A 26,424-nucleotide genomic window follows, 5' to 3' on the forward strand; every position below is an offset into this window, starting at 1 on the left:
GTCAAGGTCCGCTTGACGTGGCGGACCGGGCGGTGGCCCGCTCCCCAGGAGGGCGGGTCGGCGGCAGACGGGATGGCGAGGTGTAGGCATTTGATCGAGTATTTACGAAGATGGGGAATCTGCATCGGTGGTGGTTTGACGTGCAATCCCCCACGCATCGGAGAAAAGGACCGCTCGCGTTATGCCAACTGCTAGGAAAAAGGTAGTCATAAGAATTGAGGCGACAATCAAATAGTGGTTGCTGCCGGGCAGGAAAAAGAGCCGGACGTTGGCGTATATAGCGAATGCGATAGAGCCAAGGCCGATTACTACAGCGTAGACGGAGAAGACGGCGGAAGCGGTCCTTGTCAACCATTTCGAATCAAGTATGCCGTCCAGCGGGCCGGACGACATCCAGGAGTCACCCGCAACCGGCAAGGCGTATAGGCCAGTGCTGTACAAGGTTGGGTATCTTCTGGCGATGACCCAACCCAAAGCGTCGGACAGCATTTGAGCTTCGAATCGAGAGACTACGACGTTGTTAAAAAAATAAGCGGCAAGCGTTGGCAGAAAGAGCGTGGCGACGAATAGGTTTTCTATCTTAACACCCAAAACGGAAACCTCTGATACCATACCACGCGCCAGAAGCTCGAAGGCGCAAACCACCAGCACTAAGGAAAAGCTGTGCCTCCCCACCTTCTTCTCATGGCTAAGCTTATTGTCACGCATCGCCGAGACAAAAAACAGGAACGATTCCTCGCTCATGTTTGTCTTCGAGAAAGCCGTAGCGACTTTCTCGGAGGTTGGCAGTAGAGGTCTGATCCTACTTCGCACGCGCTGGTATACCGCCAATTGACTAAGCTCTCATTCTTGCCGACAATTCAGTAATGAGTACATAGTATTAGGTGGTTGCAACAATGCGAGGTGGGTAATGACCCTTCGCTCAGCGGGAATATTCTCGGGATCGGGTGATCTCATGGGATGAGAGTGGGGAACCGTGTGAGCATCGAAGAGATCATCGGGCACAGATTCGGCACAACCGACGCACAAAGCTTGTGCGAAACGCCGAGAGACATCAAGGGTTCCGAACTAGGCCACAGCGAGAGCGAACCCGACGTCAGCTCGGGCTAAGGCTTCGCACCTCGTCCAAGTACGACAGAGCCTCCGGCTCGTTCGGGTACCGCTCCTGCATTAGCGTCGCCAACTCCCAGGAGCACATCAAGAGAGACGGCATCGACTTGCGGTCACCCTCCAGCGCCCGACGCAACTTGCCGCCTGTCGCCGAGTCGAGCCCACGCCTTGGCACGCTGGCCGGCGAGCTGCAGGGCGGCACTGCTGTTGGCCGCGATCGACTCGCCAGCCTCCGCCGCCGCTACGACACCTCGATAGTCGCCCTGCGTCAGCGCGTACCAGGCTCGCATCTCGTAAGCCCATCCGGAGACAGCGGTGTTTCCCGCCTCCTCGCCGAGCGTCAATGCCGCCTTGCGCGTTCCCTCAGCAATGCGGCGTAGCCCCATGTCGTACTCGACGCAGCCAACGAGCAACGCGACCCATCCTGCAAGGGTCAGCACCTCCTGGTGCTGAGCGAGCGTAAGCCGGCGATCCATCAGCGCAGTGATCCGACGCAACCAAGCTCGCCCCTCGACGCGGAGCTGATCGGACGACATGTACGGGTACTCGCTGCAAAGCCGGTCGGCGGTGATGCGCAGCGCTTCCAACGTTGCGTTCGATAGGTCAGAGGTCCGCAGGCGAGCACGGTCACCACCGCGACCAACCTACGCAGCAACATCCTGGGCACGGACAGACTCGACTTCTCGCAGGACGCGTCAAGCTACCAGCGCGAGCGACTTCAGCCGTCGTACGCTCCTGGTCGACCTCGACCTGCCCGCCGCACCTGGCCAAGTTTGCTGAAATGACCGAAGCGCCCGGAGGATCCCGGGCGCTTCGTCCGAGTCTGCTGCCTCCCGGGCCGAGGGTTCAGATGGCCGGGACGAACCAGAGGCTGTCGCTCAGGCCGTTGGAGTTTGGCACGACGATGTCGTCCCGCCCGTCCCCGGTGAATTCGTCCACCACGGGTGCGCCGGGGATACCGGGCGTCGCCAAGGTGGCCGGAGTCTGGAAGGTGCCATCCCCGTTACCGAGCACCACCAGCACGCCGTAATAGCCACCGCCGAACGCGAGATCCGCGCTGCCGTCGCCATCGAAGTCGCCGCTGGCGGCGGTCCGCTCACCTTGCCCGAAGATGAGCGCGCGCTCGTTGGTGAAGGTGCCGTCGCCGTTGCCCGCGAGGTAAAGGGCGTCGCCCCACTCGGATCCCGGTACGAGCGCGTCGACCCGACCGTCGGTGTTGAAGTCGGCGAGCACGGCCGGGCTGCGGGGATTCGGTAGTTCGTGCCACACCCCGGGTGCGAAGGTGCCGTCGCCCGCGTTCAACCAGGTCACCAACCGGCCGTAGCCTTGGCCGGTCGCCACCAGGTCGGTGTGGCCGTCCCCGTTGAGGTCCGCCCCGGCCAGCCCGTTGTTGGCAGTCGGCTCGGCCGCTAGAGTCGCCCCCGGTGTGAACCGGCCCCGTCCGTCATTGCGCAGCACCTGGACCTGTTCTCGCCCGGCGAGGGTCAGCGCCAGGTCGATGTCCCGGTCGCCGTCGAGGTCAGCCGAGACCAGGTTCCGGGGGATGCTGTTCGGGGCCAGGTCGATCACCCGAGGCGCCCGGAACCGGCCGTTGCCTCGACCGAGGGCGACCACCACCTGATCGAGCTCGATGTCGACGATCGTGGCGACCAGGTCCCGCCGGCCGTCACCGTCGACGTCGGCGAGCGCGACCGAGTGGGGCGCGCCTCCAAGGGCCACCACGGTCCCGGTCCGGAAGCCGGTCGCCCCCCGGCTGAGCAGGATCGAGATCCGGTCCGCGTCCGTGTGCGCGACCGCCAGGTCGGGCCGCGCGTCGCCGTCGAGGTCGCCGGTGGCCATGGCGCCCGGGACGGCGCCCGTCGCCACGTCGACCAGCGGGCCGAAGTTGGCGGTCCCGGCGGTGGCGGCGGTCGGGGTGACGGCCGTCAGCAGGGCGACGACCAGAGCGGGCACCCCGAGGGTACGAATTCGCATACGTGATCCTCCCGTGTAGACCGGGCCGGTCCGTCCCCGACCTGGGCAGGGGCCAGCCTCGCGCACGGTGGGATAAGGCCGGGTTAAGCCTGTGCTAACGCCCACAACGAGGCCCGGTCGGATGGAGTCCCGCACACGGTCTCTCCTGTGGAGCGGCTGACGGGAACCGAACCAGCATTGTCAGCTTGAGAAGCGTGGCGGCGCTCAAGCGGCTCGGCAAGGCGCTCGACCGCTGAGCCTACTGCTGCACTTCGCTGCTCTACCGGCCCCGATCATGGCAACAGCGGCCCCGGACGGGACCGCGGGACTGCGGAGGAGTGGGCCGCCAGGGACTCCAACCTTGAACCTATGGATTGCCGGCGAGCCGGCCTTCTGCGGTGTGGTTCGAGGTCATCCGGGCTGCTGGGGTGCTTCGCGGCTTGGTTCGGCTGGCACGGTTGCTGTACTTCGCTGCTGTACTGCTGGCATCAGACGAGGCGCTGGATGCGGACCTTGGGGCGTCCGTTCCTGAGGTGGCCATGCTTGTGCTGGCGGACCTGCTCGTCCCAGATCTCCTGGTCGTAGTCCGGGTTTGGCGGGATCCACTTGTGGGAGCCGTCGCTGTAGTGGAACTTCTCGTCGCCGGGTCGCAGGATGCTCATCGAATCCAGCCGAGGAAGCGGTGGTGTAGGAGGCCGGCGCGGACGTGGGCCAGGTCCTGGGCTGCGTCGACGAGCTGGGCAGCCAGGTAGAGGGCGAGTGACACGGAGGCCTCGTCGTACTCCGCTCGCATCTCTCGACGGCGGGTGTGGCAGGGCCAGTCGGCATCGCAGCCGCCGCAGGTCCAGGCCGGCGTGATCGGGAGGTGGTTCGTCACTTCGGCTCCCCCCGCTCGGCCGGCGGTTCCGATGACGGAGCGGATAGCCAGCTGCCCTCTGAGGGCCAGTGACCCCGGTTGATCGGGATTCGATGCCTCGTATGGCAGGGCAACTCGCCCCCGCATCGGCAGACCTTCCGCCATCGCTGCCATGACCAGACCGGCCGGTGCCGCCTTGCCAGGGTTAGCGCGACGGCCACTAAGTACTCCTCGTACGACACGCGAGGCACCGGGTCTCCCCTCGGGCGTTCTTCGATCTCACGGGCAGGTGGAGCCGGTCGCCGACTGTTGTCCCAGCTCATATCACTGTAACGATGTAGGACTGTAGATACAATAAGATGTAGAACTGTTGGCCACGTAGCGTCACATTCGTGATCGACCCCAGCGCGGATCGCGCCGTGTTCCGGCAGCTCGCAGACCTTCTGCGAGACCGGATCGCGTCTGGTGACCTTGCGCCCGGTGCCTCGCTTCCCAGCGAGCTGCGGCTGGCTCAGGAGTACGGGCTGAGCCGCACGAGCGTCCGACAGGCTGTAGCGCTACTCCGGTCGGAAGGGCTCGTGATCGTGGAACCACCGCGCGGAACGTTCGTCCGCGCCGACGAGCCGACCGAAACGGTGACCCTCCTCAAGGGCGACACCGCTACCGCTCGGATGCCCACCCCCGCCGAACGGCGCGAGCTGGAGATCGGTGAGGGCATCCCGGTCATCGTGATTTTCCGGGCCGACGGCTCACGCGAGGTGTATGCCGCCGTCCGGATCCGCGTTGGTCGCTGACCCCTGCCGCAGCCGTTAGCGACCCCCGTTGGGGGGGGATGCGGTCCCAAGTTGTCGACCGCTGCCAACCGGTGCCAGCCCGCGTCGACGAGCAGGTACCGGGCGGTCGTCAGTTCACGTTCGGTGGCGGCCCGCATCAGCGCTCACGCTGCCTTCTCGCTGCCTCGCTCGGAGTTGCCATCGACTGCTACAACTGGTGCGGAACCTGGACCTTGAGCGCTAGGAACTCGGGATGATCGTGCTCATCACCGCAATCGTCGGCGTCTTGGGCGTAGTCGGATCGTTGCTCTTCAGTGGCTGGCAGACGCGACAGCTGATCGAGCAGAGCAAGCTACAGAACGCGGTAGCCGGCACCACGGGTGTTCAACAGCCCATGGAACTGCTGCACGGAGTACTACGCATGCTGTTCGAAGAGCCGTCGCTCCGCCCGTACCTGTACGAACGCAAAGTTTGCCCGCCGGAGGGGGACGAGCGCGCGCGGGTCCTGACCGTTGCGGAGATGTTCGGCGATGTCTTGGAGGTTGGCTTGCACAGCACGACAACCATCGCTTCAACCGACGCGCAGGAAGACTGGTTGGACTATTCGCGCTTCTTGCTCGGGCACAGCCCCACGCTCGTCGAGGTCGTGAGTACACACCCCAGGTGGTATCCAGCTCTAGCCGCCATGCTTACGGAGCCTGCGCTTCTCGGCGCCGCCGAGGCACCCGTGCCCTCTCAAGGTCAACCGAGCACCTGATTCAAGCTGACCAGGACCCTCGGCCTCCTGCTTACAAGGCGCTTTCGGCGAGAGTCGTAGCGTCCGCTGACGTCCACCAGTTTCGGGCCGGAGGCAACATCCGTCCGCGCTAGTCCGTTCTCGGCCGCCACCGTTGATGTCAGCGGCTGATGTCAGGTCGCCGTTGCTGTCGGCTCGCCGCCCAAGGAGGGTGACCCTGCCCCAAGGCACATCCGGCGGACCGACTCATACGCTGGGTGACAAGAATGGAGCCACTGACGGCGGCATCCGGGTCAGCCCAAAGCGCTTCCGCCCAAACGCTGCAAGCGCTGCGTCTGCCGCTGCAACCCGGGCTTGCATGCGTGTCGCCATCAGGTCCTCGTCGAACCCGCGATACCAGGAGTGCACCTTGACTGCGCGCTCCGCAGCGGCCATCGCGATTAGCGCTGATGTGCCTACATAAATCGGATCGGGCTCCCACGATGCCAACCGCCCCTCGACATGGGCGCTGTCCGCCAACCGCCAAGGCATGCCGTGGGCTACGCCGGACAGCATGTGGTAGACCGCCGGTAGGTCCGCGAACCGGGCCTGGATCAGGTCCGTCGCCTTCACCGCGATCGGCGCTTCCGGGCCTGCCGCTACCACCCGGACGCCCTTGACATCCCGCTTGCCCATCACGAGCTCAATCCGGGCTCGCTGGATTAGCTCAATCAGTCGATCCCTTTCCTGGGTGACTGCAGCGGCCGGTGACGCCATGACCGCGTTTCTTGGAACCACGGCTGCGGCGTTCCGAGCCGCGGTCGCGTCCGCGATCAGGTGTGCGACTCCGCGAGCAAACCGGGCCTCGAAGACCTGTCCCCGGTCGAGTATGTACATCAGCATCGCCGCAGATTCGACCGCAGCCCGCGCCACGGTCTCGTGTGCGTAGATCGGCACCCCCGCCTGCGGCTGCGCCAGTAGCACCGCGACCGCTCGTACATGGTCGGCAACGTTCACCGTCAGATGCAGGCAGTTTATGCCCACCTTGCTCCACAGCGTCTGGCGATCCGCGCTACGCACCGATGCCAGCAGGCGGGCATGATCCCTGGCCGCCACCGTGCCCGGCCCAGCCACACTGTCCATGTACCTGCCCAGGGCCTTCCGCATGTCGTCGGCCTGGTCCTCGCAGAGTTGGTGCGCTCGATGAAGGAAGTCGACAGAAGGGTCAGAAGGCATCAAAGCGCCTCGCTCATGATCGTGCCTACAGGCGCAGTGGACAGGAATACGTGATTCTTGCCCGGATCGGTCGCCTGCGCATCCACCTTCTTGAGCAGGAGCTGAGCCGGGGAACGCCTCGCTTACAAGAGGAACATGCCGCCGGCGCGCCACCCCGGATGCCTGGAAGTGGCCGATACCCGTCCATCTCGCTTGCCTGCGCTACTTCCGTCTGAGCTCTGTGCATCACGTCCGCACACGTCCGGCAACAGCCGCACGCTCGGAGCTTCGTCCGTGCCAGCACTCGTCAGCGTGCCGCGGTCCGCCGCCGCTCCGGAGAGCATCCCCGACACGGAAGTCAGGCAGGCGGTTGGTCCACTGCTGTACTTCGCTGCTGTACCGGCCCCGAACATGGCAACAGCGGCCCCGGACGGGACCGCTGACCTGCGGAGGAGTGGGCCGCCAGGGACTCGAACCCTGAACCTATGGATTAAAAGTCCACAGCTCTGCCATTGAGCTAGCGGCCCGCGCGCTCAGGTTACCTGACAGTCAGCGTGGCTGACCCTCGGCTTCCAGCCGGCCGTCGATGCCTGGCGAGCTTAGGTGATCAACACCAGGTCGGCGAGGTGGCGGTATCCGGGGCGGTGGATACCGCCGTTTCGGGGAGGTGGAGTGGATCATGCCGACCTCACGCAGCCGTAGCCGCACCCAGCTGCGCCGCTTTCCGCACGTGCGCTTCGACTACCTGGGTACCGACGTGCTCACCGAGGCGGACGCGGTGGGCTGGATCTGCCCGCGTTGCCTGGCGGCCACCCTCGGTCGCCGGGGCAAGGAGAAGCACGGCTGGGTCCGCGACTCGCCGCGCCCTTGATCGACTCGGATTCAGGGAAGTCGGGCTGTCCCGCCCCCGCCGTTACCCCGAGATGCAGGAAGCCGAGTCCACGGGCGCGGCGCGCGGCGGCGGTTGACCGGCTGCTGGACGGGTACGGGGTCGGGCATGCGGATCGTGGTGGTGGGGGCGAGTGGCAACGTCGGTACGGCGGTGCTGCGGCGGCTGCGCCGGGAGCGCGGCGTGGAGCTGGCCGGGGTGGTCCGGCGGTTGCCCGGCCCGGATGCCGGTACGCCGTACGAGCAGGTGGAATGGCACTCCTGCGACATCGGTGCGCCGGGCGCGGTGGGCCAGCTCGCCGAGGTGTTCGCGGGAGCGGACGCGGTGGTGCACCTGGCCTGGCAGATCCAACCCAGTCACGACCGGCGGGTGCTGCGCCGGACGAACGTCGACGGCAGTCGGGCGGTGTTCGAGGCGGTGGCGCGGGCCGGGGTGCCCGCTCTGGTGTACGCCTCGTCGGTCGGCACGTACGCGCCCGGCCCGAAGGATCACCCGATCAGCGAGCGGTGGCCGGCCACCGGAGTCCCCGGCTCGTCGTACAGCGAGCACAAGGCCGAGGTCGAGGCGCTGCTGGACGGACTGGAGCGGGAGCACCCGACGCTGCGGGTGGTTCGCCTGCGGCCCGGTCTGATCTTCCAGCGGGACGCCGGTACGGAGATCACCCGCTATTTTCTCGGCCCGTTGGCGCCGGTACGACTGCTGCGCTTCGGCCGGATACCGCTGGTGCCGACCAACCGGCGGCTGCGGATGCAGGCGGTCCACGCCGACGATGTGGCTGACGCGTACGCCAGGGCGGTTCTGGGTGATGCGCGCGGCGCGTTCAACGTCGCCGCGGACCCGGTGCTGACCCCGGAGCTGGTGGCTCGGCACTTCCACGGCTGGACGGTGCCGGTCGCCGCTCCGGTGCTGCGGGTGGCGGCGGCGCTGACCTGGCGGGCGCGGTTGCAGCCGGTCGACGCGGGCTGGGTCGAGTTGGGCCTGAACGCGCCACTGATGTCCAGCGAGCGGGCCGAGACCGAGCTGGGTTGGGTACCCAAGATCGACGCTTTGACCGCGCTCAAGGAGCTGTTCGTCGGCATGGCCGGCGGCGACCACACGGCCAGCCCGCCGCTCTCCGCGGCGCGCACCCTGCCCGGCCGCCCCGCCGGCCTCCTGCACGCCCACCCGCCAGGCGAGAAGAACCCCTACTGACGCGGTGATCAAGAGCTTTGGGTCAGAAAACCCGGCCTCGGTGACCCGAACCTCTTGATCACCTGCGGCAGGCCGCCAGGCGGCGGGCACCACAAAAACGGCGGTCAGGCGGGCTTGGGGCCGATGACCTCGGGGTTGCGGGCGCCCAGGAAGAAGATGCCGCGGTAGCCGGGGGTCTCGAACTTGCCGCTCGGGTTGCGGCGCAGCGGGGAGTTTTCGATCTTCATCGTGCCGGTGCGGTTGTTGCTGACGAAGAAGATCGCGCCGCCGCCCTCGTTGGCCTTGTTGTTCTCGATGACGGTGCCGGCGATCCGTACGGTGAACTCGTTGCCGTCGCAGTAGATCGCGCCGCCGCTGCCGCCGCCGGGCGTGCCGGACTTGGCCGGGTTGGCGCCGCTGCCGATCGCCTCGTTGTTCCTGAGCAGGCTGTTGAGCACCACCCACGACACGCCGATGCTGCTCAGCGCCCCTCCGTTCGAGCAGGAACCGCCGTCGAAGGTGCTGCTCACGACGTACACCGGCTTGTTCTCGTACTGGCTCAGCACCCGGACGGCGGCGCCGCCCAGGTCCGGGCCGGTACGGTCGCAGCGGTTGTGGACGAAGCGCGAGTTGACCACCTTGAGCCGCCCGCCGCGGACGAAGATCGCGCCCCCGCCGCCGCCCTCCGTCTTGTCGCCGGTGGAGTTGCCGTCGGCGAAGGTCAGGTTCTGCACGGTGAGCTGCGGGTGGTCCTGGTTCTGGCAGTGCGAGGTGGTGAAGCCCTGGGCCTCGTCGCAGGTGTTCATGTAGAGGATGCGGCGCTGCCCCTGGCCGCTCAGCGTCACCCTGCCGCCGCCGTCGAGCACGATCTTCGGCCCGTTGGCGTTGCGGATTTTCGCGGTGGCGGCCATCTTGATCGTCACCGGGGCCGGTCCACAGTTGAACGTGATGACGCCGCCGGCGGCCACGGCCTTCACCACCGCCGCCGAGGTGCAGCTCGCCGGGGTGCCGGTGCCGATGGTGCGGGTCGGCTTCGACGTGTCCACCGCGCGCGCCTCGGTCGGCACGGTGGCGTGGCCGTTCGGGTTGCCGGCGGCGAGCGCCTTGGCGGCCGGGGTGGTCGGCTTCGGGCTCGTGCTGGCCCCGGGGCCACCGAGACCGTCCCGGCCCGCCGGTGCGACACCCTGGTCGCCCGTCGAGAGGGCGTCCGGCGTGGCCTCCGGGGTGGCCGACGCGCCGGCCGGAGCCGGATCGGTGGACCCGCAGGCGGGCAGGGTCGCGGTGGCGACACCGAGGACGAGCAGAGCGGCAAGCGACGTCATGCGCACCCCGGTGATGCTAGGAGCCCCGACGGCGTCACGACGAATCCGCCGTGCCGGTTTAATGCGCCGCTAAGCAATGCCGCTCGCCGGCGGTCGACTCACGCAGCCCTTCGCGCTCACGCGTGGGAGAGCGCGAAGGCCGTCAGGAAGCCGGCGACCGTGATGAGGCCGACCAGCAGGTGGGCGTTCTCGAACGCCTCCGGGACCATCGTGTCGGTGATCATGGCGAGGATCGCCCCGCCGGCCAGCGCGGTGATGGCGGCCAGCACCTCCGGCGGTGCGCCGCCCAGCAGGGTGTTGCCGAGCAGCGCCGCCACACCGCTGATCAGCGCGATCCCGGTCCACAGCAGGAAGACGTACCGCCGGGTGCGGCCCGCCTGGCGCATGCCGGCCGCGCTGGACAGCCCCTCCGGGACGTTGCTGAGGAACACCGCCGCCACGGTGACCAGGCTGACCGCGCCGCCGGCGAGCAGGCTGGCGCCGATCACGACCGATTCCGGTACGCCGTCCAGCAGCGCCCCGACCGCGATCGCCGACCCCGAACCGGGCTGCTCACCCTCGGAGGGCTGCTGGTCGCCCGAGCGCTTCCGGTTCCGCGCGCCGTGTCGGGCGAGGCCCACATTCGCCAGGGTGTAGACGATCGCGCCACCGGCCGCGCCGAGCACGGTGGGCAGCATCCCGCCCTGCTCGTGGGCCACCTGGATCAGCTCGTACGAGACGGCGGAGAGCAGCACCCCCGCGCCGAACGCCATGATCGACGCGGTGATCCGCTGCGGCACCCGGACGAAGAAGCCGACCGCCGCCCCGATCAGCAGGGCCGACCCGGCCAGCAATCCCCATCCACCCGCCTGCAACCACTCCGGCATTCCGGGGACCGTACCCGCTGGACCGAGGTCGGCAAACCGCGCTCAGAAGTCGGCGAAGAGGTACGGCACCCGGCGCCCGAAGATGTCGCGCAGCTCGGTGGCGGCGTCTGCCGGCACGTCGCCCAGCCCTCGCAACGGCAGCTCGGCCGGGTCCAGCACCCCGTACGCCAGGGCGGACAGCCCGGCCGCGGTCAGCGTGGCCGTCGGCGTGCGGCCGCTGTCGTCGGAGACCAGTTCCAGCGCGCCGGTCGTACCGTCGAGCAGATGGGTGCCGGCCAGCCACCGGTCCCCGGTCAGTTCGACCCGGACCCGGCCCGGGCCGGAGGGCAGCCCGTGCAGCGCGTCCAGCGACAGCAGCCGGGCCATCGGGGCGGACGAGCCCGGCCGGCCCACCCGCGCCTCGACGTGCACGTCCAGGTCGGTCAGCCACAGCTCCGGCAACTCGTCGGGCGGGACCTGGACGGTGACGCGCTCGACCTGGTCGACGTGCCGAGCAAAGAACTGCAGCAGCAGCGTACGGGCGAGGGGGTCGGCGACCAGCAGCTCGTTGCCGATCAGCGTGCCGCCGTGGTCGTCGATCCGGTACGTGACAGCGCCGGTGACCTCACCGGCCACCCGGGCGGTGACCAGCCAGTACTCGTCCCGGTCACGCAGGCCGGCCGCCCGGTGGTCCGGGAACACCGAGAACCCGTGCCGGGTCTGCAGGCAGCGCTCGGTGAACGCCCGCCAGGCGGGATAACCGGCGGCGATCCGCTCCCAGCCCACCTCGCCGGGCAGCTCGGCGCGGACGAGTGGGCCCAGGTCGGCCGGGGAGAAGGCGACCGTACGCGGCTTGGGCAGCCCGACGTAGCCGAACCGGGCGTAGAAGCTGGGCCGGAACGGGTAGAGCGCGCTGAGCACGTGCCCCTCGTCGCGCATCTCGTCGAGGAGCTGGTGCAGCAGCCTGCGGACGTGCCCCTGCCGGCGGGCCAGCGGATGGGTGGCCACCCCGGCGACACCGGCCATCGGCAGTACCACGCCGCGCAGGTTCTGCCGCATGCCGATGGCCGAGACGGCGGCCAGGGTGGTGCCGTCCTCCTCGACGATCAGCGTCCGGTTGCCCTGGTTGTAGGGCAGGTAGTCGCGGAACTCCTCCACCCGGGCGGCACTGAGCGGCGATGCCTCGAAGGCGTACGCGGCCAGCGGGAAACTCGTCGTGAGACGTTCGTCGGCGGTCACCCGTCGGATGGTCATCCGCCCATCTCAACCCGCCGCGCAGGTCGCAGCAACTGGATTGGCCCGATCCGCGCGGGCCACCGGCAGGCCACGCGCGGGTCAGCGGGTCGTGACGTCGGAGACGACGACTGTGACGTTGTCCGGGGCGCCGGCGTGGTGGGCGAGCTTCACCAACTGCTCACCGCACTGCTGCCGGTCGGCGTACATGCCCAGCGTCGTCGCGATGGCCTCGTCCTCGACGTAGTCGGAGAGCCCGTCGCTGCACAGCAGCAACCGGTCGCCGGGGACCACAGTGAGCACGCCGACGGCCGGCGGGGTGTCGGCGCCCTGCACGGCCCGGGTCACCAGGGACCGCTGCGGGTGGTGCCGGGCCTGCTCGGGGGAGAGCGTGCCCTGGTCGACAAGCGCCTGCACGAACGTGTCGTCCCGGGTGAGCTGGGTCAGCTCCCCGTCGCGCAGCAGGTAGCAGCGGGAGTCGCCGACCTGGGCCAGCACCAGCGTCTCCCCGGCCAGCAGCGCGGCGGTGAGCGTGGTGCCCATCCCCTCGCGGGCCGGGTCGACGGTGATCGCGGCGTGGATGCGCTGGTTGGCGGTGCTGACCACGGCACGGAGGGCGTCGGCGGCCCCGTCCGGGTCGGTGGGCGGGGCCAGCTCGTCCAGGATCCGGATCACGATCTCGCTCGCCACCTCGCCCGCGGGCAGCCCGCCCATGCCGTCGGCGACGGCGATCAGGCGGTCACCGGCGAGGGCGGAGTCCTCGTTGTTGGTGCGGACCAGGCCGATGTCGTTGAGGATGACCGAGCGGAGGATCAGCGTCATGGTGTCAGCTTGCCAAGAACACCCTGCCTTCGTCTCTACGCACTACTGCGTAGGGTTGAGAAATGATGCCGGTGTCCATGGTCGGACGCGCCGGCGAGCTCGCCGAGCTCGACCGGGCATGGTCCGCCGTGGCGGCCGTACGCCGCTCGGCGCCTGCCGTCGCGGTGCTCACCGGAGCGGCGGGGGTGGGCAAGAGTCTGCTGGTCGCGGCCGCTGTGGACGCCTTCGCGCCGCGTCCCGCGCTGGTTCTCTCCGGTGCCGCCCGGGTGCACGGCCCGGCCCCGTACGACTGGCTGGCGGCGGTGCTCACCGGTCGGGACACCAGCCGGCTCGGCCTGCCGTCGGACGCGCTGGCCTGGCTGGCCCAGCAGCCCACCGCGCCCCGCGAGCGGTACGCCCCGGGCACCCTGCTCCGCCTCGCCGTGCGGACCGTCCAGCTGCTGGTCGGCGCCGGCCCGGCCGTGCTGGTCGTGGACGACCTGCACGCGCTCGACCCGGCCAGCGTCAACCTGGTCGGGGAGTTGGCCACCGTCGCCGACCTGCCCGCCCTGCTCGTGGTGGCCAGCCGACCGCCGGCCGAGGCGGTGGCGCCGGACCTCACCCGCCGCGCGCTGGCCCGGCTCAGCGGCGTGCGCGGCGCCGTCCGCCAACATCTTGGCCCGCTGCGCCCGGCCGAGGTCGCCGAGGTGCTGACCCAGGTGTACGCGGGCAGCACCCCGTCCGGTCGGCTGGTCACCTCCCTCTGGCGCTGCACCGGCGGCAACCCGTACGCGCTTACCGAACTGCTGGCCGCACACGCGTCGGAGGGACCGGAGGCGTTGCTGCGGCGGCTGCCCGGCCCGCGTCCGCCACGTCAGCCGACCGCGCCGCGCGCTCCGGCGTCGGCGGCCGATGCGGTCGTCGACGTGCCGCTCGACCCGGAGTTGACCGCCCGCGAGGTCGAGGTGCTGGGCTGCCTGGTCGCCGGGATGTCCAACAAGCAGGTGGCGAAGGCGCTCGGCATCTCGGTGCGGACGGTCACCGTGCACGTGTCGAACCTGCTGCGCAAGACCGGCTCGGTGTCGCGTACCGAGGTGGCGCTCTGGGCGGTCCGGCACCGGCTGCCGGTGCCCGCCCCGGTGGACTGAGTCGGGTTCAGCGGCGCGGGTAGCGCAACAGCAGGCTCGCGGCGACCTCGTCGTCGCCCACCGCCGCATAGCTGTGCGGCACGTCGGAGACCCAGCGCAGGTGCCCGCCGGCCGGGGCGGTCAGCGGCGCGTCGGCCGGGCCGGCCCGCAGCACGCCGGCGAAGACGGTGACGTGTTCGGTGACGCCCGGTTGATGGGCGGGGGAGATCTGCACGACGCCGGGTGCGACGCGCATCCGGTACAGCTCGTAGGTCGCGTCGGTGTCGTCGAACACCTCCAGCAGGGTGGCGGTGACCGCGGCGCCGTGCACGGTGGGCTCGGCGGCCGGCTCGGCAAGCAGCGCGGTGAGCGGCACGCCGAGCTGCGCGGTGACCCCCCAGAGCGTCTCCAGTGTCGGGTTGCGGGTGCCGTTCTCCAGGCCGGAGAGGGTGGCCTTTCCGACGCCGGCGAGCCGCGCCAGTGTGGACAGCGAGATCCCCCGCTCCTCCCGCAGGGCACGGACCCGTCGGCCGACGACGGCGGGATCCACGTCGAGGCCCGGACGGCGGGCTGGTGGTGGGTGCGGCACCCGGCTATCGTGCTACACGCTGTCGTTCCGTAAACGGAACGCTTGGGGAGGTCGGGATGGCGGGACGGGCGCAACCGGTGCTGGCCGGCGTCGTGACCGCGCTGGTGGGCTTCGCCAGCTCGTTCACCGTCGTGCTGGCCGGGCTCCGCGCGGCGGGCGCGTCGGACGCGCAGGCGGCCTCCGGCCTGCTGGCTCTCTGCGTGGCGTGCGGGCTCGCCGCCGCCTGGCTGGGCTGGCGGCACCGGATCCCGATGAGTGTGGCCTGGTCGACGCCGGGCGCGGCGCTGCTGGTGGCGACCGGGCCGCCGACCGGCGGTTGGCCGGTGGCGGTGGGCGCCTTCCTCGTCTCCGGGGCGCTGATCGTCGCGGCCGGGCTCTTCCCGCCGCTGGGCCGGGCGGTCGCCGCGATCCCCAAGCCGGTGGCCGGCGCGATGCTCGCCGGTGTGCTGCTGCCCCTGTGCGCCGCCCCGGTCCGCGCGCTCGTCGAGCTGCCCCGGGTGGCCGGCCCGGTGGTGCTCGGCTGGCTGCTGCTGCACCGGTTCGCCCGCCGCTGGGCCGTGCCCGGCGCGCTGCTGGTGGCGGTGGTGGCGATCGCGCTGACCGCGCCGCCGGCCGGGCTGAGCGGTGCCACGCTGACCCCGTCGCTCGCCCTGACCGTGCCCGCCTGGAACGCGTCCGCGCTGGTCGGGCTCGCCCTCCCGCTGTTTCTGGTCACGATGGCGGCGCAGAACGTGCCAGGCATGGCGGTGCTGGTCGGCTACGGCTACCGGCCGCCGTTCGGGGCGGCGCTGCGGGCCACGGGTCTGGCCAGCCTGCTGGCCGCCCCGGCCGGCGGGCACGCGGTGAACCTCGCGGCGATCACCGCCGCGCTGGCCGCCGGCCCCGACGCCCACCCGGACCCGGAGCGCCGGTGGGTCGCCTCGGTCACCGCCGGGCTCGGGCTGGCCCTGCTCGGGCTGGGCGCCGGCGTGGCCACGGCCCTGGTCGCGGTCGCGCCGCCGATCCTCATCGAGGCGGTCGCCGGTCTGGCCCTGCTGGGTGCGCTCGCCACCGCGCTCGCCGCGGCGGTGACCGACCCGGCGACCAGGGAGGCCGCCGTGGTCACCTTCGTGGTGACCGCCTCCGGGGTGACGCTGATCGGCGTGGGCGGCGCGTTCTGGGGGCTGGTCGCCGGCTGCCTCATGCTGCTGCTCTTCCACCGCCGCCAACCCGCGCCGCCCGCCGCGCTCCCCGTGCCCTCGGCGGAGAGATCAACACCAGTTCAGGGGAGTGACGCCATCCCCGCCGACCGGACACCGCAACATCACTGACCCGGCGGTCACTCCTCGGGCGGCAGGTCGGCCACGCCGACAGTGAGGCGTACCCGGCCCTGCGCGACGGCGGCGATCCGGTCGGCCGGCACGTAGACGGCACCGACGGCCGAGTCGGTGGACACCTTCAGGTAGCCGGTGTGCAGCAGCCGCGCCGCCAGGTCGGCCGGAACGTCCGGCTCGTCGACAGCCGTCGCCTCGATCAGCTCGTCCAGGCTGCTGCCCGGGTCGGCGGTCGGTGTCTGCACGGTCACCGCGTTGGGGTCGCCCCGCTGGACGAGGTCCACGGTCCCGACCTCGGTGCCGGCGGAGTCGATCACCGACATCCCGGTGGTGATCCGCGAGATGGTCGCCTGCTGCTCGTCCTGCTGGTCCATCCCTCAGCGGTTCCCGGGGTCGTGCGCGGCTAAACGCCGTCGGCCTGCTGGTGGCCGGCGCGGAGGCGAGAGGTCCGGAGAGCGGTATACCTCAGAGGAATATTCATACCTCAGAGTCATAACCGTCGAAGGCAATACCGCCTCCAAGGCTCTGCGACGATGGCGGGCGACAGACCGGGATACGAGCGCTCCACCGCGCACCTGCGCCACCCGCGCACCGCGCACAGCCCGCCCATTCAGCTGTTCGGGAGCGTCCAGCTGCCCGGTGGGCGCGGGGACAGTTCCCGCCAGGTGTCCGGGCCGTCGAGCAGCGCCCGGACGGTCTCCTCGGCCTCGTCCGCGCTGCCGTACTCGTAGAAACGGGAGATGCCCTCAGCGCCGCCGGCCCGCTGCTCGACGTGCCACCGGTCGGCGTCCACCCGCAGGAAGACGTCCCGCCGGGCCAGTCGCCCCCACTTCCCGTTCCACCAGTGCTTTCGCTGCTCCATGGCGGGACTCTATCGAACACACGTACGAGAAGGTGCGGCCCCTGCGGGAATCCCACAGGGGCCGATGTGCATCCGCTCGGATCAGCGCTGCGTCGGCGGCTCGGTGCGGCGGCCCAGCACGTCGTCCAGCGCCCCGCGCTGCTGGCCGGGGGTCGTGTGGCCGGCGGAGACCAGCGCGTCCCGGATCTCGGTGAGCAGCTTGACCTCCTCGCTGGGCGCGGAGGGCGGCGGCTCCTCGCCCCGCTTGCGCCGCTCAGCCAGCTTGTTCATCGGGTAGACCACGAAGAAGTAGAGCACCGCCGCGGTGAGCAGGAACGTGATCAGGGCGTTGATGAACGCGGCCCAGTCGAAGACCTGGCCGTTGAGCTTCCACGTCCCGGCCGACAGGCCAGTGCCCCCGCCGATCGCCTTGATCAGCGGTTCGAGGAACGATTTGGTGAGTTGGGTGACCACGCCCGTGAACGCGGCGCCGATGACGACACCGACCGCCAGGTCGACGACGTTGCCGCGCATGATGAAATCTTTGAAGCCCTTGAGCATCCGTACTCCCGAGGTGTCCGGTTTTCCGTCCGGCACAACCTATGCCCCGGGGGCGGGCTCCAGAAAAGCGCCGGCTTCGATCGCCGCCCGGCCCGCGTCGCCGGCCCGGATCGCCTCGACCAGCCGGGTGTGGTCGACGTAGCGCTCGGGCGTGAGCGCGCCTCCCATCGCCTGGGCGACGGTGCTGCGCAGGGCCGCGCCGACCGAGGCGTACAGCTCGGCGAGCATGGTGTTGTGCGCGGCGGCGACCACCGCGACGTGCAGGGCCGCGTCGGCCTCGACGAACGCGTCGACCCGGCCGCCGCGCCAGGCCGCCTCGCGCTCGGCGAGCGCGCCGTCGAGGGCCGCCAGGTCCTCCGGTGTACGCCTCAGCGCGGCGAGCCGGGCGGCCTCCACCTCGAACGCGCGCCGGACCTCGATGACCTCGGTCATCCGGTCGTCGCCGAGTCGGCGGGCCACCACCGGCGCCAGCTCGTCGGTGGACACCACGTACGTGCCGGAGCCCTGCCGGCACTCCAGCACCCCGGCGTGCACGAGGGCGCGGACGGCCTCGCGGACCGTGTTGCGCCCGACACCCAGCGCGGCGACCAGCTGTGGCTCGGTGGGGATGCGCCCGCCGATCGGCCACTCGCCGCCCAGGATCCGGGCCCGGAGCTGCTCGATGGTCTGCCGGACGCGGTGCCCGCGGGGCGGCACGGCGGGCTGGCCGCGGGGCGGCGCTGGCGGCGCGGTGGGGGAATCGACCGACGGTGGCACTGGTTACATCACCGGCCCTAAATTCATCCCATGATTGTAGGTTAGAGGTCATGACCCCGCCACCCACCGCCGCTCCGGCCCCGCCCGCTCCCGCCGCCGTCGACATCCGCCCGACGCGCGACCCCGGGGGCCGGCGGACGCACCCGGCGACCGGTGGCGCGCTCGTGCTGGTCGGGATGCTGCTGGTCGCGCTGAACCTGCGTGCCGTGGTCACCAGCCTCGGCGCCCTGCTCGACGAGGTCCGCGACGGGCTGGGTCTCTCCGGCGTCACCGCCGGTCTGGTCACCACCCTGCCGACCATCGCGTTCGCCGGCCTGGGCGCGCTCACCCCGTGGCTGGTCCGCCGGGTGGCACCGGCCCGGGTGCTGGTGGTCGCCATGCTCGCCCTCGCCGTTGGCCAGGTGCTGCGGGTCGCCACCGACTCGGCCTTGATCTTCGTGCTCACCAGCGCGCTGGCGCTGTCCGGCATCGCGGTCGCCAACATCCTGCTGCCGATGCTGGTCAAGCAGCACTTCCCGCACCGCACCGGCCTGGTCACCGGGGCGTACACCATGACGTTGACGGTGGGCACCACGGTGGCCGCCGCCTCCGCGGTGCCGATCGCGCACGCCTTCGGGTCCTGGCGGGCCGGGCTCGGCGTCTGGGCCGCGATGGCCGCGGTGGCCGTACTCCCGTGGGTGCCGCTGGCGCTGCGGACCCGGGCGGGCGCGCGGCGGGCGACCCTGACGGCGGCCGTCGCCACGCCGGCGCGGGTCCGGCCGGCGCGGACCCGGCTCGGTTGGGCGATGGCCGTCTACTTCGGGGCGCAGTCGCTCAGCGGGTACGCGATCATGGGCTGGCTGGCCCAACTCTTCCGCGACGCCGGTTACCATCCGGAGTCGGCCGGGCTGCTGCTCGCCGGGGTGACCGCGCTCGGCGTGCCGATCGCGTTGCTGATGCCCACCCTGGCCGGTCGGCTGGGCAGCCTGCGTCCGCTGGTGCTCGGGTTGACCACCGCTTCCGCGCTGGCCTACCTGGGGTTGGCGCTCGCACCGCACGGCGCCGCGCTGCTCTGGGTCGCCTTCCTGGCGATCGGCCAGGGCGCGTTCCCGATGATCCTGACCGCCATCGGCCTACGCGCCCGCACCGCCGAGGGGACCGTCGCGCTCTCCGGGTTCGCGCAGAGCACCGGGTACGTGATCGCCGCCCTCGGCCCGCTGCTGGTCGGCATCCTCTACGAGGCCACCGGCGGCTGGACCGCGCCGATCGGGTTCCTGCTGGTCGCACTCGCCGTGCAGACGACTGCGGGCATGGCGATCGCTCGTCCCCGGTACGTCGAGGACGAGTAGGTCGCGACAGCGATCAGGAGGACGCCGGGGTGGGTTCGCCGGCGACGGCCTCATCCACCGTCGGGTAGGTGTGCAGCACCTCGACGAGCCCGCTCACCTCGAGGATGCGCAGCACCCCGCGCTGCGGAGCGGCCAACCGCACCACACCGCCGGCCTCGTCACAGCTGTTCTTGGCGCGAACGAACACCGACAGACCGGTCGAGTCGCAGAACGAGACGTCCGCCAGGTCGAACACCAGCCGGTTACGGCCCTTGTCGAGCAGGTCGGTGATCTGATCCTGCAACTGCGGTGCGGTTGCCATGTCCAGCTCGCCCGCGACTGACACGACGACCACGTCGCCGCGTTGTTCCGTGTGCACCGTCAGGGACATTCGCCAGACCTCCTGTTATCGGGGGAACGGTATCCCACGACCGTGATCCGACGCAGGACGGGAGCCGGCATCCGGTGGCCATCATCATTCCATTGCTACGGAGCAAGTAGTTGCGCGGACCCCGGTGATAGAGTCCGGCCGGTCCAGGTCGAGGGGGGTTTTCACGATGGCGTTGAACGCCGAGGAAAGTGGTCGGCTCGCCGCGCTGCTGGGCGGGCATGCCGAGCAGGTCACGCAGCGGTGGACCGACATCGTTGCCAGCTCGCTGCGGGGTCGGCTGAGTCACGCCGAGCTGCGCCGGCAGGTCGAGGACCTGCACCGTGCCATCGTCGGCACCGGTGAGCAGGGCACGATCGACCTGTCCGCCGAGCACGCCGCGGAACTGCGCGCCACGCTGTCCGAGCTGTCCCGGGGCAGGGCCCGGCAGGGCTTCTCCGCCACCGAGACGACGATCAGCGTCTTCGCGCTCAAGGACGTGCTGGCCGACCTGGTGCAGGAGTCCGGCGGCGCCAACGCGCTGCACGACTACGTCGCCTTCTCCAAGCTGGTCGACGAGCTGGGCCTGTTCACCTTCGAGAGCTTCGTGCGCACCCGCGAGAGCCTGATCGCCGACCAGGCCGAGCAGCTGCTTGAACTCTCCACCCCGGTGGTCAAGCTCTGGGAGGGCGTGGTCGCCGTCCCGCTGGTCGGCACCCTGGACTCGGCCCGCGCCCAGGTGGTCATGGAGCGGCTGCTGCAGACCCTGGTCGACACCGGCTCCCCGTACGCGATCATCGACATCACCGGCGTCCCGGCCGTGGACACCCAGGTCGCCCAGCACATCCTGAAGACCGTGGTGGCCGCCCGGCTGATGGGCGCCGACTGCATCATCTCCGGCATCCGTCCGCAGATCGCGCAGACCATCGTGGCGCTCGGCATCGAGTTCGGCGACATCGCCACCAAGGCGAGCCTGGCCGACGCGCTGCGGCACGTGCTGCGGCTCAACGGGGTGGAGACCGCCCGTCGCCAGCCACGCCGGGGCGTCTGATGGAGCGCGTGCCGATCCTCAAGATCGGTGACATCCTGCTCGTCTCGATCCAGCTGGACATGTCCGACCAGACGGCGGTCCAGCTCCAGGACGACCTCGCCGAGCGGATCGTGGCCACCGGCTGCCACGGCGTCATCATCGACATCACGGCGCTGGACATCGTCGACTCGTTCGTCGGGCGGATGCTCTCCACCATCGCGTCGATCTCCAAGGTGCTCGACGCCGAGACGGTGGTGGTCGGTATGCGACCCGCCGTCGCCATCACCCTTGTCGAACTGGGGCTGTCGCTGAACGGCATCCGTACCGCGCTGAACGTCGAGCGCGGCATGGAGCTGATCGCGGCGGCCCGCGCCGACGAGCTCGACCTGCAGCTCGACGACGATCCGGACGCCGAGACGGCCACGCCGTGACCGCGGGCGTCGACCTGGGCCAGCCGCAGGCGCAGTCGGTCCGCAGCGATGAGGACGTGGTCCGCGTCCGGCAACTGGTCCGCACGGTGGCGGTCGCCGTCAAGCTGTCGCTCGTCGACCAGACCAAGGTGGTCACCGCGGCGAGCGAGCTGGCCCGCAACACCCTGGTGTACGGCGGCGGCGGCACCGTGGAGGTGACGATCGTGGACAACGGTCGTCGCAAGGGCGTCCGGATCATCTTCGCCGACTCCGGCCCCGGCATCGCCGACCTCAACCTGGCCCTGACCGACGGCTACACCACCGGCGGCGGCCTCGGCCTCGGGCTCAGTGGGTCCCGGCGACTGGTCGACGAGTTCGAGATCGAGACGTCGGCGGAGGCCGGCACGCGCATCACGGTGACCAAGTGGTCGCGGTGAACGGGGACCCGGTCACCGACAGCGGCATCTGGTTCCGGGTGGAGGCCGGCAGCACCGCCAGCGCCGTACGACGGGCCGCGGAACGCCTCGGCGAGCAGATCGAGATGGGTGCGGCGCGCATCGCCGACCTGGCCATCGTCGCCGCCGAGTTGACCAGCAACCTCGTCAAGCACGCCGACAACGGTGTCCTGCTGCTCCGGCCGGTCCGCCGCGCCGGGCAGGCCGGCGTGGAGCTGGTGGCCATCGACTCCGGGCCCGGCATGGCCGACCTCGCCGTCTCGTCCCGCGACGGGCACTCCACCACCGGCACGCTCGGCATCGGCCTGGGCGCCATCGTCCGGCAGGCGAGCTGGTTCGACGGGTACTCCCTGCCCGGCCGGGGCACCGTCCTCGCCGTGCAGGTCTGGCCGGCCGAACCGGCCCACCCGTCCTGGGCCGGTGCCCTCACCCGGCCCCTTACCGGCGAGACGGTCAGCGGCGACGGGTACGCCGTCCGGATCGCCGACGGCCGGCACCAGGTGCTGGTCAGCGACGGGCTGGGGCACGGGCCGCTGGCCGCCGCCGCCACCGAGGCGGCGCTCGCGGCCTTCCGCGACGCCCCGGCCAGCCCACCGGCAGCGGTGGTCAGTCACCTGCATCGGAGCATGTCGCACACCCGCGGCGCCGCGCTCGCGGTCGCCGAGCTGGCGGCCGGCGTGCTGCACTACGCCGGGCTGGGCAACATCAGCGGCGTGATCGTCGAGGGCGACGGCCAGCGCCGGGGGCTGGTGTCGCTGCCCGGCATCGCCGGGCACCAGCGTCCGACGGTCCGGGGCTACGACTACCCGTTCGGACCGGGCGCCCGGCTGGTGATGCACAGCGACGGCGTGGCCGACCGTTGGCGGTTGACCGACTACCCGGGCCTCGCCGAACGATCCCCGCTGGTGATGGCGGCGACCCTGCTGCGCGACGCCGGCGTCCGACGCGACGACGCCTGCGTTCTGGTCGCGAGGTCGTGGGCATGAGCGCGGAGCCGGCCGCGCCGCCGCTGCTGCAGATGGCGCTGCGGGTCGAGCAGGACATCTTCGTCATCCGCCAGCGTGGCCGCGAGGTGGCCAACGTGGTGGGCCTCGAACGCCAGGACCAGGTCCGGATCGCCACCGCGCTCAGCGAGGTCGCCCGGGACCTGCTGCGTACGACCGGCGGCGCGGACGTCACGTTCCACATCGACGCGGGATCCGACGGCCGGTTCCACCTCCGCGCCGACCTGGCCCCGGTGGCCCCGCTGCCCGACGGCCGGTACGAGCCGCAGTCGGGTGCGGTCTCCCGACTGGTCGACACACTGAGCGTGTCGACCGTCGAGGGGGTTACGGTCGTACGGATGTCCCGAAGAGTCCCGGCCAACGCGCCGACACCAACTCCGGAGCGGCTTGCCGAGTTCCGTGCGGAACTCGGCCGCACCGCCCCGGCCAGCGCGCTGGATGAGCTGACCGTGCAGAACGGCCAGCTCATCGCGGCACTCGACGAGGTACGCAGCCAGCGCGACGAGCTGGCCGTGCTGAACGAGGAGCTGGCCGAGACCAACCGCGGCGTGCTGGCGCTCTACAACCAGCTCACCGAGGAGTTGGAGGAGACCAACCGGGGGGTGGTCGCTCTCTACGCCGAGCTGGACGAGAAGTCGGCCCAACTGCGCGCCGCGAGCGAGTCGAAGAGCCGCTTCCTGGCCAACGTGAGCCACGAGCTGCGCGCCCCGGTCACCGCGATCATCGGGTTGGGGCGTCTGCTCGCCGACTCCGCCTCCGACCCGCTCACCGCCGAACAGGCCCGCCAGGTGGGCCTCATCCGCTCCTCGGCGGAGGACCTGCTCGGGCTGGTCAACGAACTGCTGGATCTCGCCAAGGCGGAGTCGGGCCGTATCGAGCCGGACTGGGCGGACGTGGATCTGCGCCCGGTCTTCGGCCAACTGCGCGGCACCATGCGGGCGCTGGCCACCCGGCCGGAGGTGGAGCTCACCGTGGAGGAGCCGACCGCTCCGGCCGTGCTCCGCACCGACGAGGTGCTGCTCGGCCAGGTGCTGCGCAACCTGCTGCACAACGGGTTGAAGTTCACCGAGCGCGGCGAGGTGCGCCTGCGCGTCCGGCAACGCGACGACCGGTGGAACTTCGAGGTCAGTGACACCGGCCCGGGCATCGCGCCCGAGATGCACGATCGGATCTTCGAGGAGTTCTACCAGGTGCCGGGGGCGACCCGGGTCGGCGGCACCGGCCTCGGCCTGCCGTACGCCCGGCGGCTGGTGACCCTGCTCGGGGGCACGCTGGAGCTGGCCAGCGAGCCGGGCCGGGGCAGCACATTCACTGTCTCCCTGCCCACAGGCGGAGCGTGACGGTGGACGGCGGCCCGGCGACCGTCCTGGTGGTCGATGACAGTCGGACCAAGCGTTACCTGCTGGTCAGTTGGCTGACCCGGGCCGGGTACACCGTCCTCGAAGCGGAGAGCGGCACCGAGGCGCTGGCCCGCGTCGAGACGGACCGGATCGACCTGGTGGTGCTCGACGTCCGGCTGCCCGACCTGAGCGGCTACGAGGTGTGCGAGCGGATCAAGGCGGCACACCCGGTGATGCCGGTGATCCACGTCTCCGCGCACGCGGTGGACGTCGCCGACCGCGCCCAGGGGCTGACCCGGGGAGCGGACGCGTACCTGGCCGAACCGATCGAGCCCGAGGAGCTGATCGCCACCACCCGGGCGGTCCTGCGGTACTACCAGGCCCGCAAGCGTGCCGAGCTGCTCGCCGAGCGGCTGCTCGTCCTCGCCGACACCACAGTCGCGGTGCACGCCGCGTCGACCTTCGCACGGCTGCTGGAGGTCGCGGCGGAGGGGGCCGCGCAGATCTTCAAGAGCCCTGCCGCCGTGATCGCGGAGACGTTCGACGGTGACTGCATCGCCGGCATCTGCGCCGGCCCCGGCGCCGAGGCCGCCATCGTGCCCTGGGTCGTCGACGACACCGGGGTCCCCACGGGCGCCACGGTCAAGGTGGAGGCCCCGGCGAACTGGGCGCTGCTGACCTGGCCGGCGGACGACTCGGTGACCGTGGCCGCGGCTCGACTGCGCGAGGACCGGGCACCGCTGTACGTGGTGGTCCCCACCGCCACCCAGACCGCCCGAACGCCGGTGCTCGTGCAGCTCGCGCAGGCCGTGGCGGCGGCGGTCGAGGCTCAGCGCTCCTTCGACGAGGAGCACCGCATCGCCGTCACCCTCCAGCGCAGCCTGCTCCCGCGCAGCCTGCCCACGGTGGCCGGACTTGACTTCGCGGTGCGCTACGAGCCCGCCAGCGCGCAGACCGAGGTGGGCGGCGACTTCTACGAGCTGGTGATGCTCGACGGGCACCTCCTGCTGGCGATCGGCGACGTGGCCGGCCACTCGCTGCACGCGGCCACCGTGATGGCCGAGCTGCGGCACGCGGTGCGGGCGTACGCGGTCGAGGGGCACCAACCCGGCGAGATCCTGCACCGGGTCAACGAGCTGATGCGGACCCTGCTGCCGAACGAACTGGCCACGCTCTGCGTCCTGCTGCTGCACCCGCCGACCGGGCGGGTCCGGCTGGCCAGCGCCGGTCACCTGCCCCCGCTGCTGCACCAGAACGGCAAGGTCGAGTTCGTGCAGCACTCGGCGCCGCTGCTCGGCGTCCGCGCGCCCCGACCGGCCGACCTGGAGTTCGTCCTGCCGGCCGGTGCCACGCTGGTGTTCTACACCGACGGGTTGATCGAGCGCCGGGACGCCACCATCGACGAAGGGCTGGCCGCACTCGCCGCAGTGGCCGCCATCGTGGACGACAACCTGGACGAGTTTTGCGCCCGCCTGCTGGTGGAACTGGCCCCATCGAAGATCCAGGACGACGTCGCCGTGGTCGTCCTGCGCCGTCGCTGAGCACGGCGGCACCCGCGGGGCTGCTCGGTGGTCGCTGCTCGGGCGGTCGCGCGTGCGGCTCAGTGCACCGAGCGGGCGTATGCGGCTGGTGACACTCCGGCGACGGCGGTGAAGTCGCGGACCAGGTGGGCCTGGTCGCTGTAGCCGAGGGTGGCGGCGAGGCCCGCCCAGTCGAGCGGAGCCCCGGCGGCCCGCTCGACGGCCTCCTGGAGGCGGTAGCGGCGGATCACCCACTTCGGACCGACCCCCACGCACTCGGTGAAGAGCCGCTGTAGCCGGCGGACCGGAACCCCGTGCCGCGCGGCGAACTCGTCGACGCGCAGCACCGTCCGGTCGGCCCGGATGGACTCGGCCAGCCGGACGGCCTCCGCTGCGGCCGGGTCCGGGTCGGGCGCCCACGCGGTGAGCGCCGCGTCGAGCGCGCGACAGCGGTCGCTGTCGCTGCCCGCGCAGACGGGATGGGCGGGACGGGTCAGCCGGCCGGCGGGCAGTGGCAGTCGACGTCCGGTCAACTCGGCCACCGACCGACGCCAGAACGGGTGGAAGCCACCGGGGCGGAACTGGATCCCGCAGACCCGGCCGGTGCCGGTGAGCGTGATCCGGAACAGGTCGCGGCCCACCCCGGCCACCTCGCCGGCCTCCGCCGCGTCGCCGTCGCGGTCACTCGCACCGTCGCTGCGGAACACCACGTTCACCGCCGGGTGCGGCACGACCCGTTGCTCGAACGGCGCGCTCAACGTCCAGTCGATCAACCAGTAGTGCTCGACCCACTCGCGCAGCGGTTCGGCCGGCAGGTGCCGCCGGAAGCGGACCTCGCGCAGCAACCGCGCCGGGTCGAGAATGCCCCGGCTGTCGCCGCGCGGTCGCTGTCGCATTTCTTCAAGACCACCCTCATACGCTG

Annotated in this window: 30 protein-coding genes and 1 tRNA gene; 13 read left to right on the plus strand and 18 right to left on the minus strand. The window is 70.8% G+C overall.

Translation table 11 applies throughout. The features are described from left to right. Positions 1 to 102 precede the first annotated feature (102 nt). The 5 genes from ABZU46_RS00530 to ABZU46_RS00550 all read right to left on the minus strand — a co-directional run bounded on the left by ABZU46_RS00530 (position 103) and on the right by ABZU46_RS00550 (position 3,940). The gene (locus ABZU46_RS00530) at positions 103 to 744 is read right to left on the minus strand and encodes a hypothetical protein (RefSeq protein WP_354853660.1); all 642 of its coding nucleotides are present in this window, start codon (positions 742 to 744) and stop codon (positions 103 to 105) included. Positions 745 to 1,223: 479 nt separating this feature from the next. Continuing rightward, a complete protein-coding gene (locus tag ABZU46_RS00535; RefSeq protein ID WP_354853663.1) occupies positions 1,224 to 1,697 on the minus strand; it encodes a hypothetical protein in 474 nt (157 codons plus the stop codon). Between the two features lie 259 nt (positions 1,698 to 1,956). After that, positions 1,957 to 3,084 (minus strand): VCBS repeat-containing protein, encoded by a 1,128-nt coding sequence (locus ABZU46_RS00540; RefSeq protein ID WP_354853665.1) that lies wholly within the window; start codon positions 3,082 to 3,084, stop codon positions 1,957 to 1,959. A 467-nt stretch (positions 3,085 to 3,551) separates the two neighbouring features. After that, positions 3,552 to 3,725: a hypothetical protein gene (locus ABZU46_RS00545; protein WP_354853668.1), complete on the minus strand. Its 174-nt coding sequence runs from the start codon at positions 3,723 to 3,725 to the stop codon at positions 3,552 to 3,554. Then, positions 3,722 to 3,940, minus strand: a complete 219-nt coding sequence (locus ABZU46_RS00550) for a flavin reductase (protein ID WP_354853671.1) — start codon at positions 3,938 to 3,940, stop codon at positions 3,722 to 3,724. The genes ABZU46_RS00545 and ABZU46_RS00550 overlap by 4 nt, the downstream gene beginning before the upstream one ends. A gap of 371 nt (positions 3,941 to 4,311) precedes the next feature. Between ABZU46_RS00550 and ABZU46_RS00555 the strand changes: the two genes are divergently transcribed. Continuing rightward, positions 4,312 to 4,713: a winged helix-turn-helix domain-containing protein gene (locus ABZU46_RS00555; protein WP_203174052.1), complete on the plus strand. Its 402-nt coding sequence runs from the start codon at positions 4,312 to 4,314 to the stop codon at positions 4,711 to 4,713. 232 nt (positions 4,714 to 4,945) lie between these two features. Next, the gene (locus tag ABZU46_RS00560) at positions 4,946 to 5,449 is read left to right on the plus strand and encodes a hypothetical protein (protein WP_354853674.1); all 504 of its coding nucleotides are present in this window, start codon (positions 4,946 to 4,948) and stop codon (positions 5,447 to 5,449) included. A 225-nt stretch (positions 5,450 to 5,674) separates the two neighbouring features. Here the strand turns inward: ABZU46_RS00560 and ABZU46_RS00565 are convergent, their stop codons facing one another. Further along, on the minus strand, positions 5,675 to 6,574 hold the full coding sequence (locus ABZU46_RS00565) for a hypothetical protein (protein WP_354853676.1): 900 nt from the start codon (positions 6,572 to 6,574) through the stop codon (positions 5,675 to 5,677). A 503-nt stretch (positions 6,575 to 7,077) separates the two neighbouring features. Then, a tRNA-Lys gene (locus ABZU46_RS00570) sits at positions 7,078 to 7,149 on the minus strand. Positions 7,150 to 7,301: 152 nt separating this feature from the next. On the opposite strand from ABZU46_RS00570, the gene ABZU46_RS00575 reads away from it, so the two are divergent. Then, positions 7,302 to 7,493, plus strand: coding sequence for a hypothetical protein (locus ABZU46_RS00575; protein ID WP_354853679.1), 192 nt, complete (start codon positions 7,302 to 7,304; stop codon positions 7,491 to 7,493). Positions 7,494 to 7,619: 126 nt separating this feature from the next. Further along, the gene (locus ABZU46_RS00580; RefSeq protein WP_354853682.1) at positions 7,620 to 8,702 is read left to right on the plus strand and encodes an NAD-dependent epimerase/dehydratase family protein; all 1,083 of its coding nucleotides are present in this window, start codon (positions 7,620 to 7,622) and stop codon (positions 8,700 to 8,702) included. A gap of 104 nt (positions 8,703 to 8,806) precedes the next feature. Here the strand turns inward: ABZU46_RS00580 and ABZU46_RS00585 are convergent, their stop codons facing one another. The 4 genes from ABZU46_RS00585 to ABZU46_RS00600 form a co-directional block, all read right to left on the minus strand. Then, positions 8,807 to 10,003, minus strand: a complete 1,197-nt coding sequence (locus ABZU46_RS00585) for a hypothetical protein (RefSeq protein ID WP_354853921.1) — start codon at positions 10,001 to 10,003, stop codon at positions 8,807 to 8,809. 116 nt (positions 10,004 to 10,119) lie between these two features. Beyond that, the gene (locus ABZU46_RS00590; protein WP_354853685.1) at positions 10,120 to 10,869 is read right to left on the minus strand and encodes a ZIP family zinc transporter; all 750 of its coding nucleotides are present in this window, start codon (positions 10,867 to 10,869) and stop codon (positions 10,120 to 10,122) included. Between the two features lie 42 nt (positions 10,870 to 10,911). Continuing rightward, a complete protein-coding gene (locus ABZU46_RS00595) occupies positions 10,912 to 12,102 on the minus strand; it encodes a GNAT family N-acetyltransferase (protein WP_354853688.1) in 1,191 nt (396 codons plus the stop codon). An 81-nt stretch (positions 12,103 to 12,183) separates the two neighbouring features. Further along, positions 12,184 to 12,903 (minus strand): protein phosphatase 2C domain-containing protein, encoded by a 720-nt coding sequence (locus tag ABZU46_RS00600; protein ID WP_354853691.1) that lies wholly within the window; start codon positions 12,901 to 12,903, stop codon positions 12,184 to 12,186. Between the two features lie 62 nt (positions 12,904 to 12,965). On the opposite strand from ABZU46_RS00600, the gene ABZU46_RS00605 reads away from it, so the two are divergent. Further along, positions 12,966 to 14,030 (plus strand): AAA family ATPase, encoded by a 1,065-nt coding sequence (locus ABZU46_RS00605; protein ID WP_354853694.1) that lies wholly within the window; start codon positions 12,966 to 12,968, stop codon positions 14,028 to 14,030. Between the two features lie 7 nt (positions 14,031 to 14,037). Here the strand turns inward: ABZU46_RS00605 and ABZU46_RS00610 are convergent, their stop codons facing one another. Continuing rightward, positions 14,038 to 14,598 carry an XRE family transcriptional regulator gene (locus tag ABZU46_RS00610; protein ID WP_354853697.1) on the minus strand — a complete coding sequence of 187 codons (561 nt, stop codon included), beginning with the start codon at positions 14,596 to 14,598 and terminating at the stop codon, positions 14,038 to 14,040. A gap of 56 nt (positions 14,599 to 14,654) precedes the next feature. Here ABZU46_RS00610 and ABZU46_RS00615 point away from each other — a divergent pair, with 56 nt between their 5' ends. Continuing rightward, the gene (locus tag ABZU46_RS00615; protein WP_354853700.1) at positions 14,655 to 15,908 is read left to right on the plus strand and encodes a benzoate/H(+) symporter BenE family transporter; all 1,254 of its coding nucleotides are present in this window, start codon (positions 14,655 to 14,657) and stop codon (positions 15,906 to 15,908) included. An 8-nt stretch (positions 15,909 to 15,916) separates the two neighbouring features. Here ABZU46_RS00615 and ABZU46_RS00620 read toward each other — a convergent pair whose 3' ends face one another. The 4 genes from ABZU46_RS00620 to ABZU46_RS00635 all read right to left on the minus strand — a co-directional run bounded on the left by ABZU46_RS00620 (position 15,917) and on the right by ABZU46_RS00635 (position 18,069). Continuing rightward, positions 15,917 to 16,285 carry a hypothetical protein gene (locus ABZU46_RS00620; protein WP_354853702.1) on the minus strand — a complete coding sequence of 123 codons (369 nt, stop codon included), beginning with the start codon at positions 16,283 to 16,285 and terminating at the stop codon, positions 15,917 to 15,919. 236 nt (positions 16,286 to 16,521) lie between these two features. Then, positions 16,522 to 16,773 carry a hypothetical protein gene (locus ABZU46_RS00625; RefSeq protein ID WP_354853705.1) on the minus strand — a complete coding sequence of 84 codons (252 nt, stop codon included), beginning with the start codon at positions 16,771 to 16,773 and terminating at the stop codon, positions 16,522 to 16,524. 81 nt (positions 16,774 to 16,854) lie between these two features. Then, positions 16,855 to 17,313: a large conductance mechanosensitive channel protein MscL gene (gene mscL / locus ABZU46_RS00630; protein ID WP_354853708.1), complete on the minus strand. Its 459-nt coding sequence runs from the start codon at positions 17,311 to 17,313 to the stop codon at positions 16,855 to 16,857. Positions 17,314 to 17,352: 39 nt separating this feature from the next. Beyond that, a complete protein-coding gene (locus tag ABZU46_RS00635) occupies positions 17,353 to 18,069 on the minus strand; it encodes an FCD domain-containing protein (RefSeq protein ID WP_354853710.1) in 717 nt (238 codons plus the stop codon). 176 nt (positions 18,070 to 18,245) lie between these two features. Between ABZU46_RS00635 and ABZU46_RS00640 the strand changes: the two genes are divergently transcribed. Further along, positions 18,246 to 19,397, plus strand: a complete 1,152-nt coding sequence (locus tag ABZU46_RS00640) for an MFS transporter (protein WP_354853925.1) — start codon at positions 18,246 to 18,248, stop codon at positions 19,395 to 19,397. A gap of 13 nt (positions 19,398 to 19,410) precedes the next feature. On the opposite strand, the gene ABZU46_RS00645 is transcribed toward ABZU46_RS00640, so the two are convergent. Next, positions 19,411 to 19,767: an STAS domain-containing protein gene (locus tag ABZU46_RS00645; protein ID WP_007454464.1), complete on the minus strand. Its 357-nt coding sequence runs from the start codon at positions 19,765 to 19,767 to the stop codon at positions 19,411 to 19,413. Positions 19,768 to 19,933: 166 nt separating this feature from the next. Between ABZU46_RS00645 and ABZU46_RS00650 the strand changes: the two genes are divergently transcribed. Genes ABZU46_RS00650 through ABZU46_RS00675 form a run of 6 tightly spaced genes read left to right on the plus strand, consistent with a single transcriptional unit; the run spans position 19,934 to position 25,523 of the window. Further along, the gene (locus ABZU46_RS00650) at positions 19,934 to 20,794 is read left to right on the plus strand and encodes an STAS domain-containing protein (protein ID WP_354853713.1); all 861 of its coding nucleotides are present in this window, start codon (positions 19,934 to 19,936) and stop codon (positions 20,792 to 20,794) included. Continuing rightward, entirely contained in the window at positions 20,794 to 21,204 is a 411-nt protein-coding gene (locus ABZU46_RS00655; RefSeq protein ID WP_354853715.1) for an STAS domain-containing protein, read from the plus strand. The genes ABZU46_RS00650 and ABZU46_RS00655 overlap by 1 nt, the downstream gene beginning before the upstream one ends. Further along, on the plus strand, positions 21,201 to 21,620 hold the full coding sequence (locus ABZU46_RS00660; RefSeq protein ID WP_354853717.1) for an anti-sigma regulatory factor: 420 nt from the start codon (positions 21,201 to 21,203) through the stop codon (positions 21,618 to 21,620). Before ABZU46_RS00655 ends, ABZU46_RS00660 begins: the two co-directional genes overlap by 4 nt. Continuing rightward, a complete protein-coding gene (locus ABZU46_RS00665; protein ID WP_354853720.1) occupies positions 21,608 to 22,624 on the plus strand; it encodes a SpoIIE family protein phosphatase in 1,017 nt (338 codons plus the stop codon). The genes ABZU46_RS00660 and ABZU46_RS00665 overlap by 13 nt, the downstream gene beginning before the upstream one ends. Further along, a complete protein-coding gene (locus tag ABZU46_RS00670) occupies positions 22,621 to 23,982 on the plus strand; it encodes a sensor histidine kinase (protein WP_354853723.1) in 1,362 nt (453 codons plus the stop codon). Before ABZU46_RS00665 ends, ABZU46_RS00670 begins: the two co-directional genes overlap by 4 nt. Positions 23,983 to 23,984: 2 nt before the next feature. Further along, on the plus strand, positions 23,985 to 25,523 hold the full coding sequence (locus ABZU46_RS00675; RefSeq protein ID WP_354853928.1) for a SpoIIE family protein phosphatase: 1,539 nt from the start codon (positions 23,985 to 23,987) through the stop codon (positions 25,521 to 25,523). A 59-nt stretch (positions 25,524 to 25,582) separates the two neighbouring features. Here the strand turns inward: ABZU46_RS00675 and ABZU46_RS00680 are convergent, their stop codons facing one another. Then, complete coding sequence (locus ABZU46_RS00680) at positions 25,583 to 26,398, minus strand: AraC family transcriptional regulator (RefSeq protein WP_354853726.1); 816 nt, start codon at positions 26,396 to 26,398, stop codon at positions 25,583 to 25,585. Positions 26,399 to 26,424 lie beyond the last annotated feature (26 nt).

It is taken from the genome of Micromonospora sp. NPDC005197 (genome assembly GCF_040608295.1).
In the GTDB taxonomy this organism is placed as follows: domain Bacteria; phylum Actinomycetota; class Actinomycetes; order Mycobacteriales; family Micromonosporaceae; genus Micromonospora.

Excerpts from the sequence above, each read along its gene's own strand:
- ABZU46_RS00530 (WP_354853660.1), bottom strand. The coding sequence starts at position 744 with ATGAGCGAGGAATCGTTCCTGTTTTTTGTCTCGGCGATGCGTGACAAT.
- ABZU46_RS00540 (WP_354853665.1), bottom strand. The coding sequence starts at position 3,084 with ATGCGAATTCGTACCCTCGGGGTGCCCGCTCTGGTCGTCGCCCTGCTG.
- ABZU46_RS00545 (WP_354853668.1), bottom strand. The coding sequence starts at position 3,725 with ATGAGCATCCTGCGACCCGGCGACGAGAAGTTCCACTACAGCGACGGC.
- ABZU46_RS00560 (WP_354853674.1), top strand. The coding sequence starts at position 4,946 with ATGATCGTGCTCATCACCGCAATCGTCGGCGTCTTGGGCGTAGTCGGA.
- ABZU46_RS00565 (WP_354853676.1), bottom strand. The coding sequence starts at position 6,574 with ATGCGGAAGGCCCTGGGCAGGTACATGGACAGTGTGGCTGGGCCGGGC.
- ABZU46_RS00575 (WP_354853679.1), top strand. The coding sequence starts at position 7,302 with ATGCCGACCTCACGCAGCCGTAGCCGCACCCAGCTGCGCCGCTTTCCG.
- ABZU46_RS00580 (WP_354853682.1), top strand. The coding sequence starts at position 7,620 with ATGCGGATCGTGGTGGTGGGGGCGAGTGGCAACGTCGGTACGGCGGTG.
- ABZU46_RS00585 (WP_354853921.1), bottom strand. The coding sequence starts at position 10,003 with ATGACGTCGCTTGCCGCTCTGCTCGTCCTCGGTGTCGCCACCGCGACC.
- ABZU46_RS00590 (WP_354853685.1), bottom strand. The coding sequence starts at position 10,869 with ATGCCGGAGTGGTTGCAGGCGGGTGGATGGGGATTGCTGGCCGGGTCG.
- ABZU46_RS00595 (WP_354853688.1), bottom strand. The coding sequence starts at position 12,102 with ATGACCATCCGACGGGTGACCGCCGACGAACGTCTCACGACGAGTTTC.
- ABZU46_RS00600 (WP_354853691.1), bottom strand. The coding sequence starts at position 12,903 with ATGACGCTGATCCTCCGCTCGGTCATCCTCAACGACATCGGCCTGGTC.
- ABZU46_RS00605 (WP_354853694.1), top strand. The coding sequence starts at position 12,966 with ATGATGCCGGTGTCCATGGTCGGACGCGCCGGCGAGCTCGCCGAGCTC.
- ABZU46_RS00615 (WP_354853700.1), top strand. The coding sequence starts at position 14,655 with ATGGCGGGACGGGCGCAACCGGTGCTGGCCGGCGTCGTGACCGCGCTG.
- ABZU46_RS00620 (WP_354853702.1), bottom strand. The coding sequence starts at position 16,285 with ATGGACCAGCAGGACGAGCAGCAGGCGACCATCTCGCGGATCACCACC.
- ABZU46_RS00625 (WP_354853705.1), bottom strand. The coding sequence starts at position 16,773 with ATGGAGCAGCGAAAGCACTGGTGGAACGGGAAGTGGGGGCGACTGGCC.
- mscL (WP_354853708.1), bottom strand. The coding sequence starts at position 17,313 with ATGCTCAAGGGCTTCAAAGATTTCATCATGCGCGGCAACGTCGTCGAC.
- ABZU46_RS00640 (WP_354853925.1), top strand. The coding sequence starts at position 18,246 with ATGCTGCTGGTCGCGCTGAACCTGCGTGCCGTGGTCACCAGCCTCGGC.
- ABZU46_RS00645 (WP_007454464.1), bottom strand. The coding sequence starts at position 19,767 with ATGTCCCTGACGGTGCACACGGAACAACGCGGCGACGTGGTCGTCGTG.
- ABZU46_RS00650 (WP_354853713.1), top strand. The coding sequence starts at position 19,934 with ATGGCGTTGAACGCCGAGGAAAGTGGTCGGCTCGCCGCGCTGCTGGGC.
- ABZU46_RS00655 (WP_354853715.1), top strand. The coding sequence starts at position 20,794 with ATGGAGCGCGTGCCGATCCTCAAGATCGGTGACATCCTGCTCGTCTCG.
- ABZU46_RS00670 (WP_354853723.1), top strand. The coding sequence starts at position 22,621 with ATGAGCGCGGAGCCGGCCGCGCCGCCGCTGCTGCAGATGGCGCTGCGG.
- ABZU46_RS00680 (WP_354853726.1), bottom strand. The coding sequence starts at position 26,398 with ATGCGACAGCGACCGCGCGGCGACAGCCGGGGCATTCTCGACCCGGCG.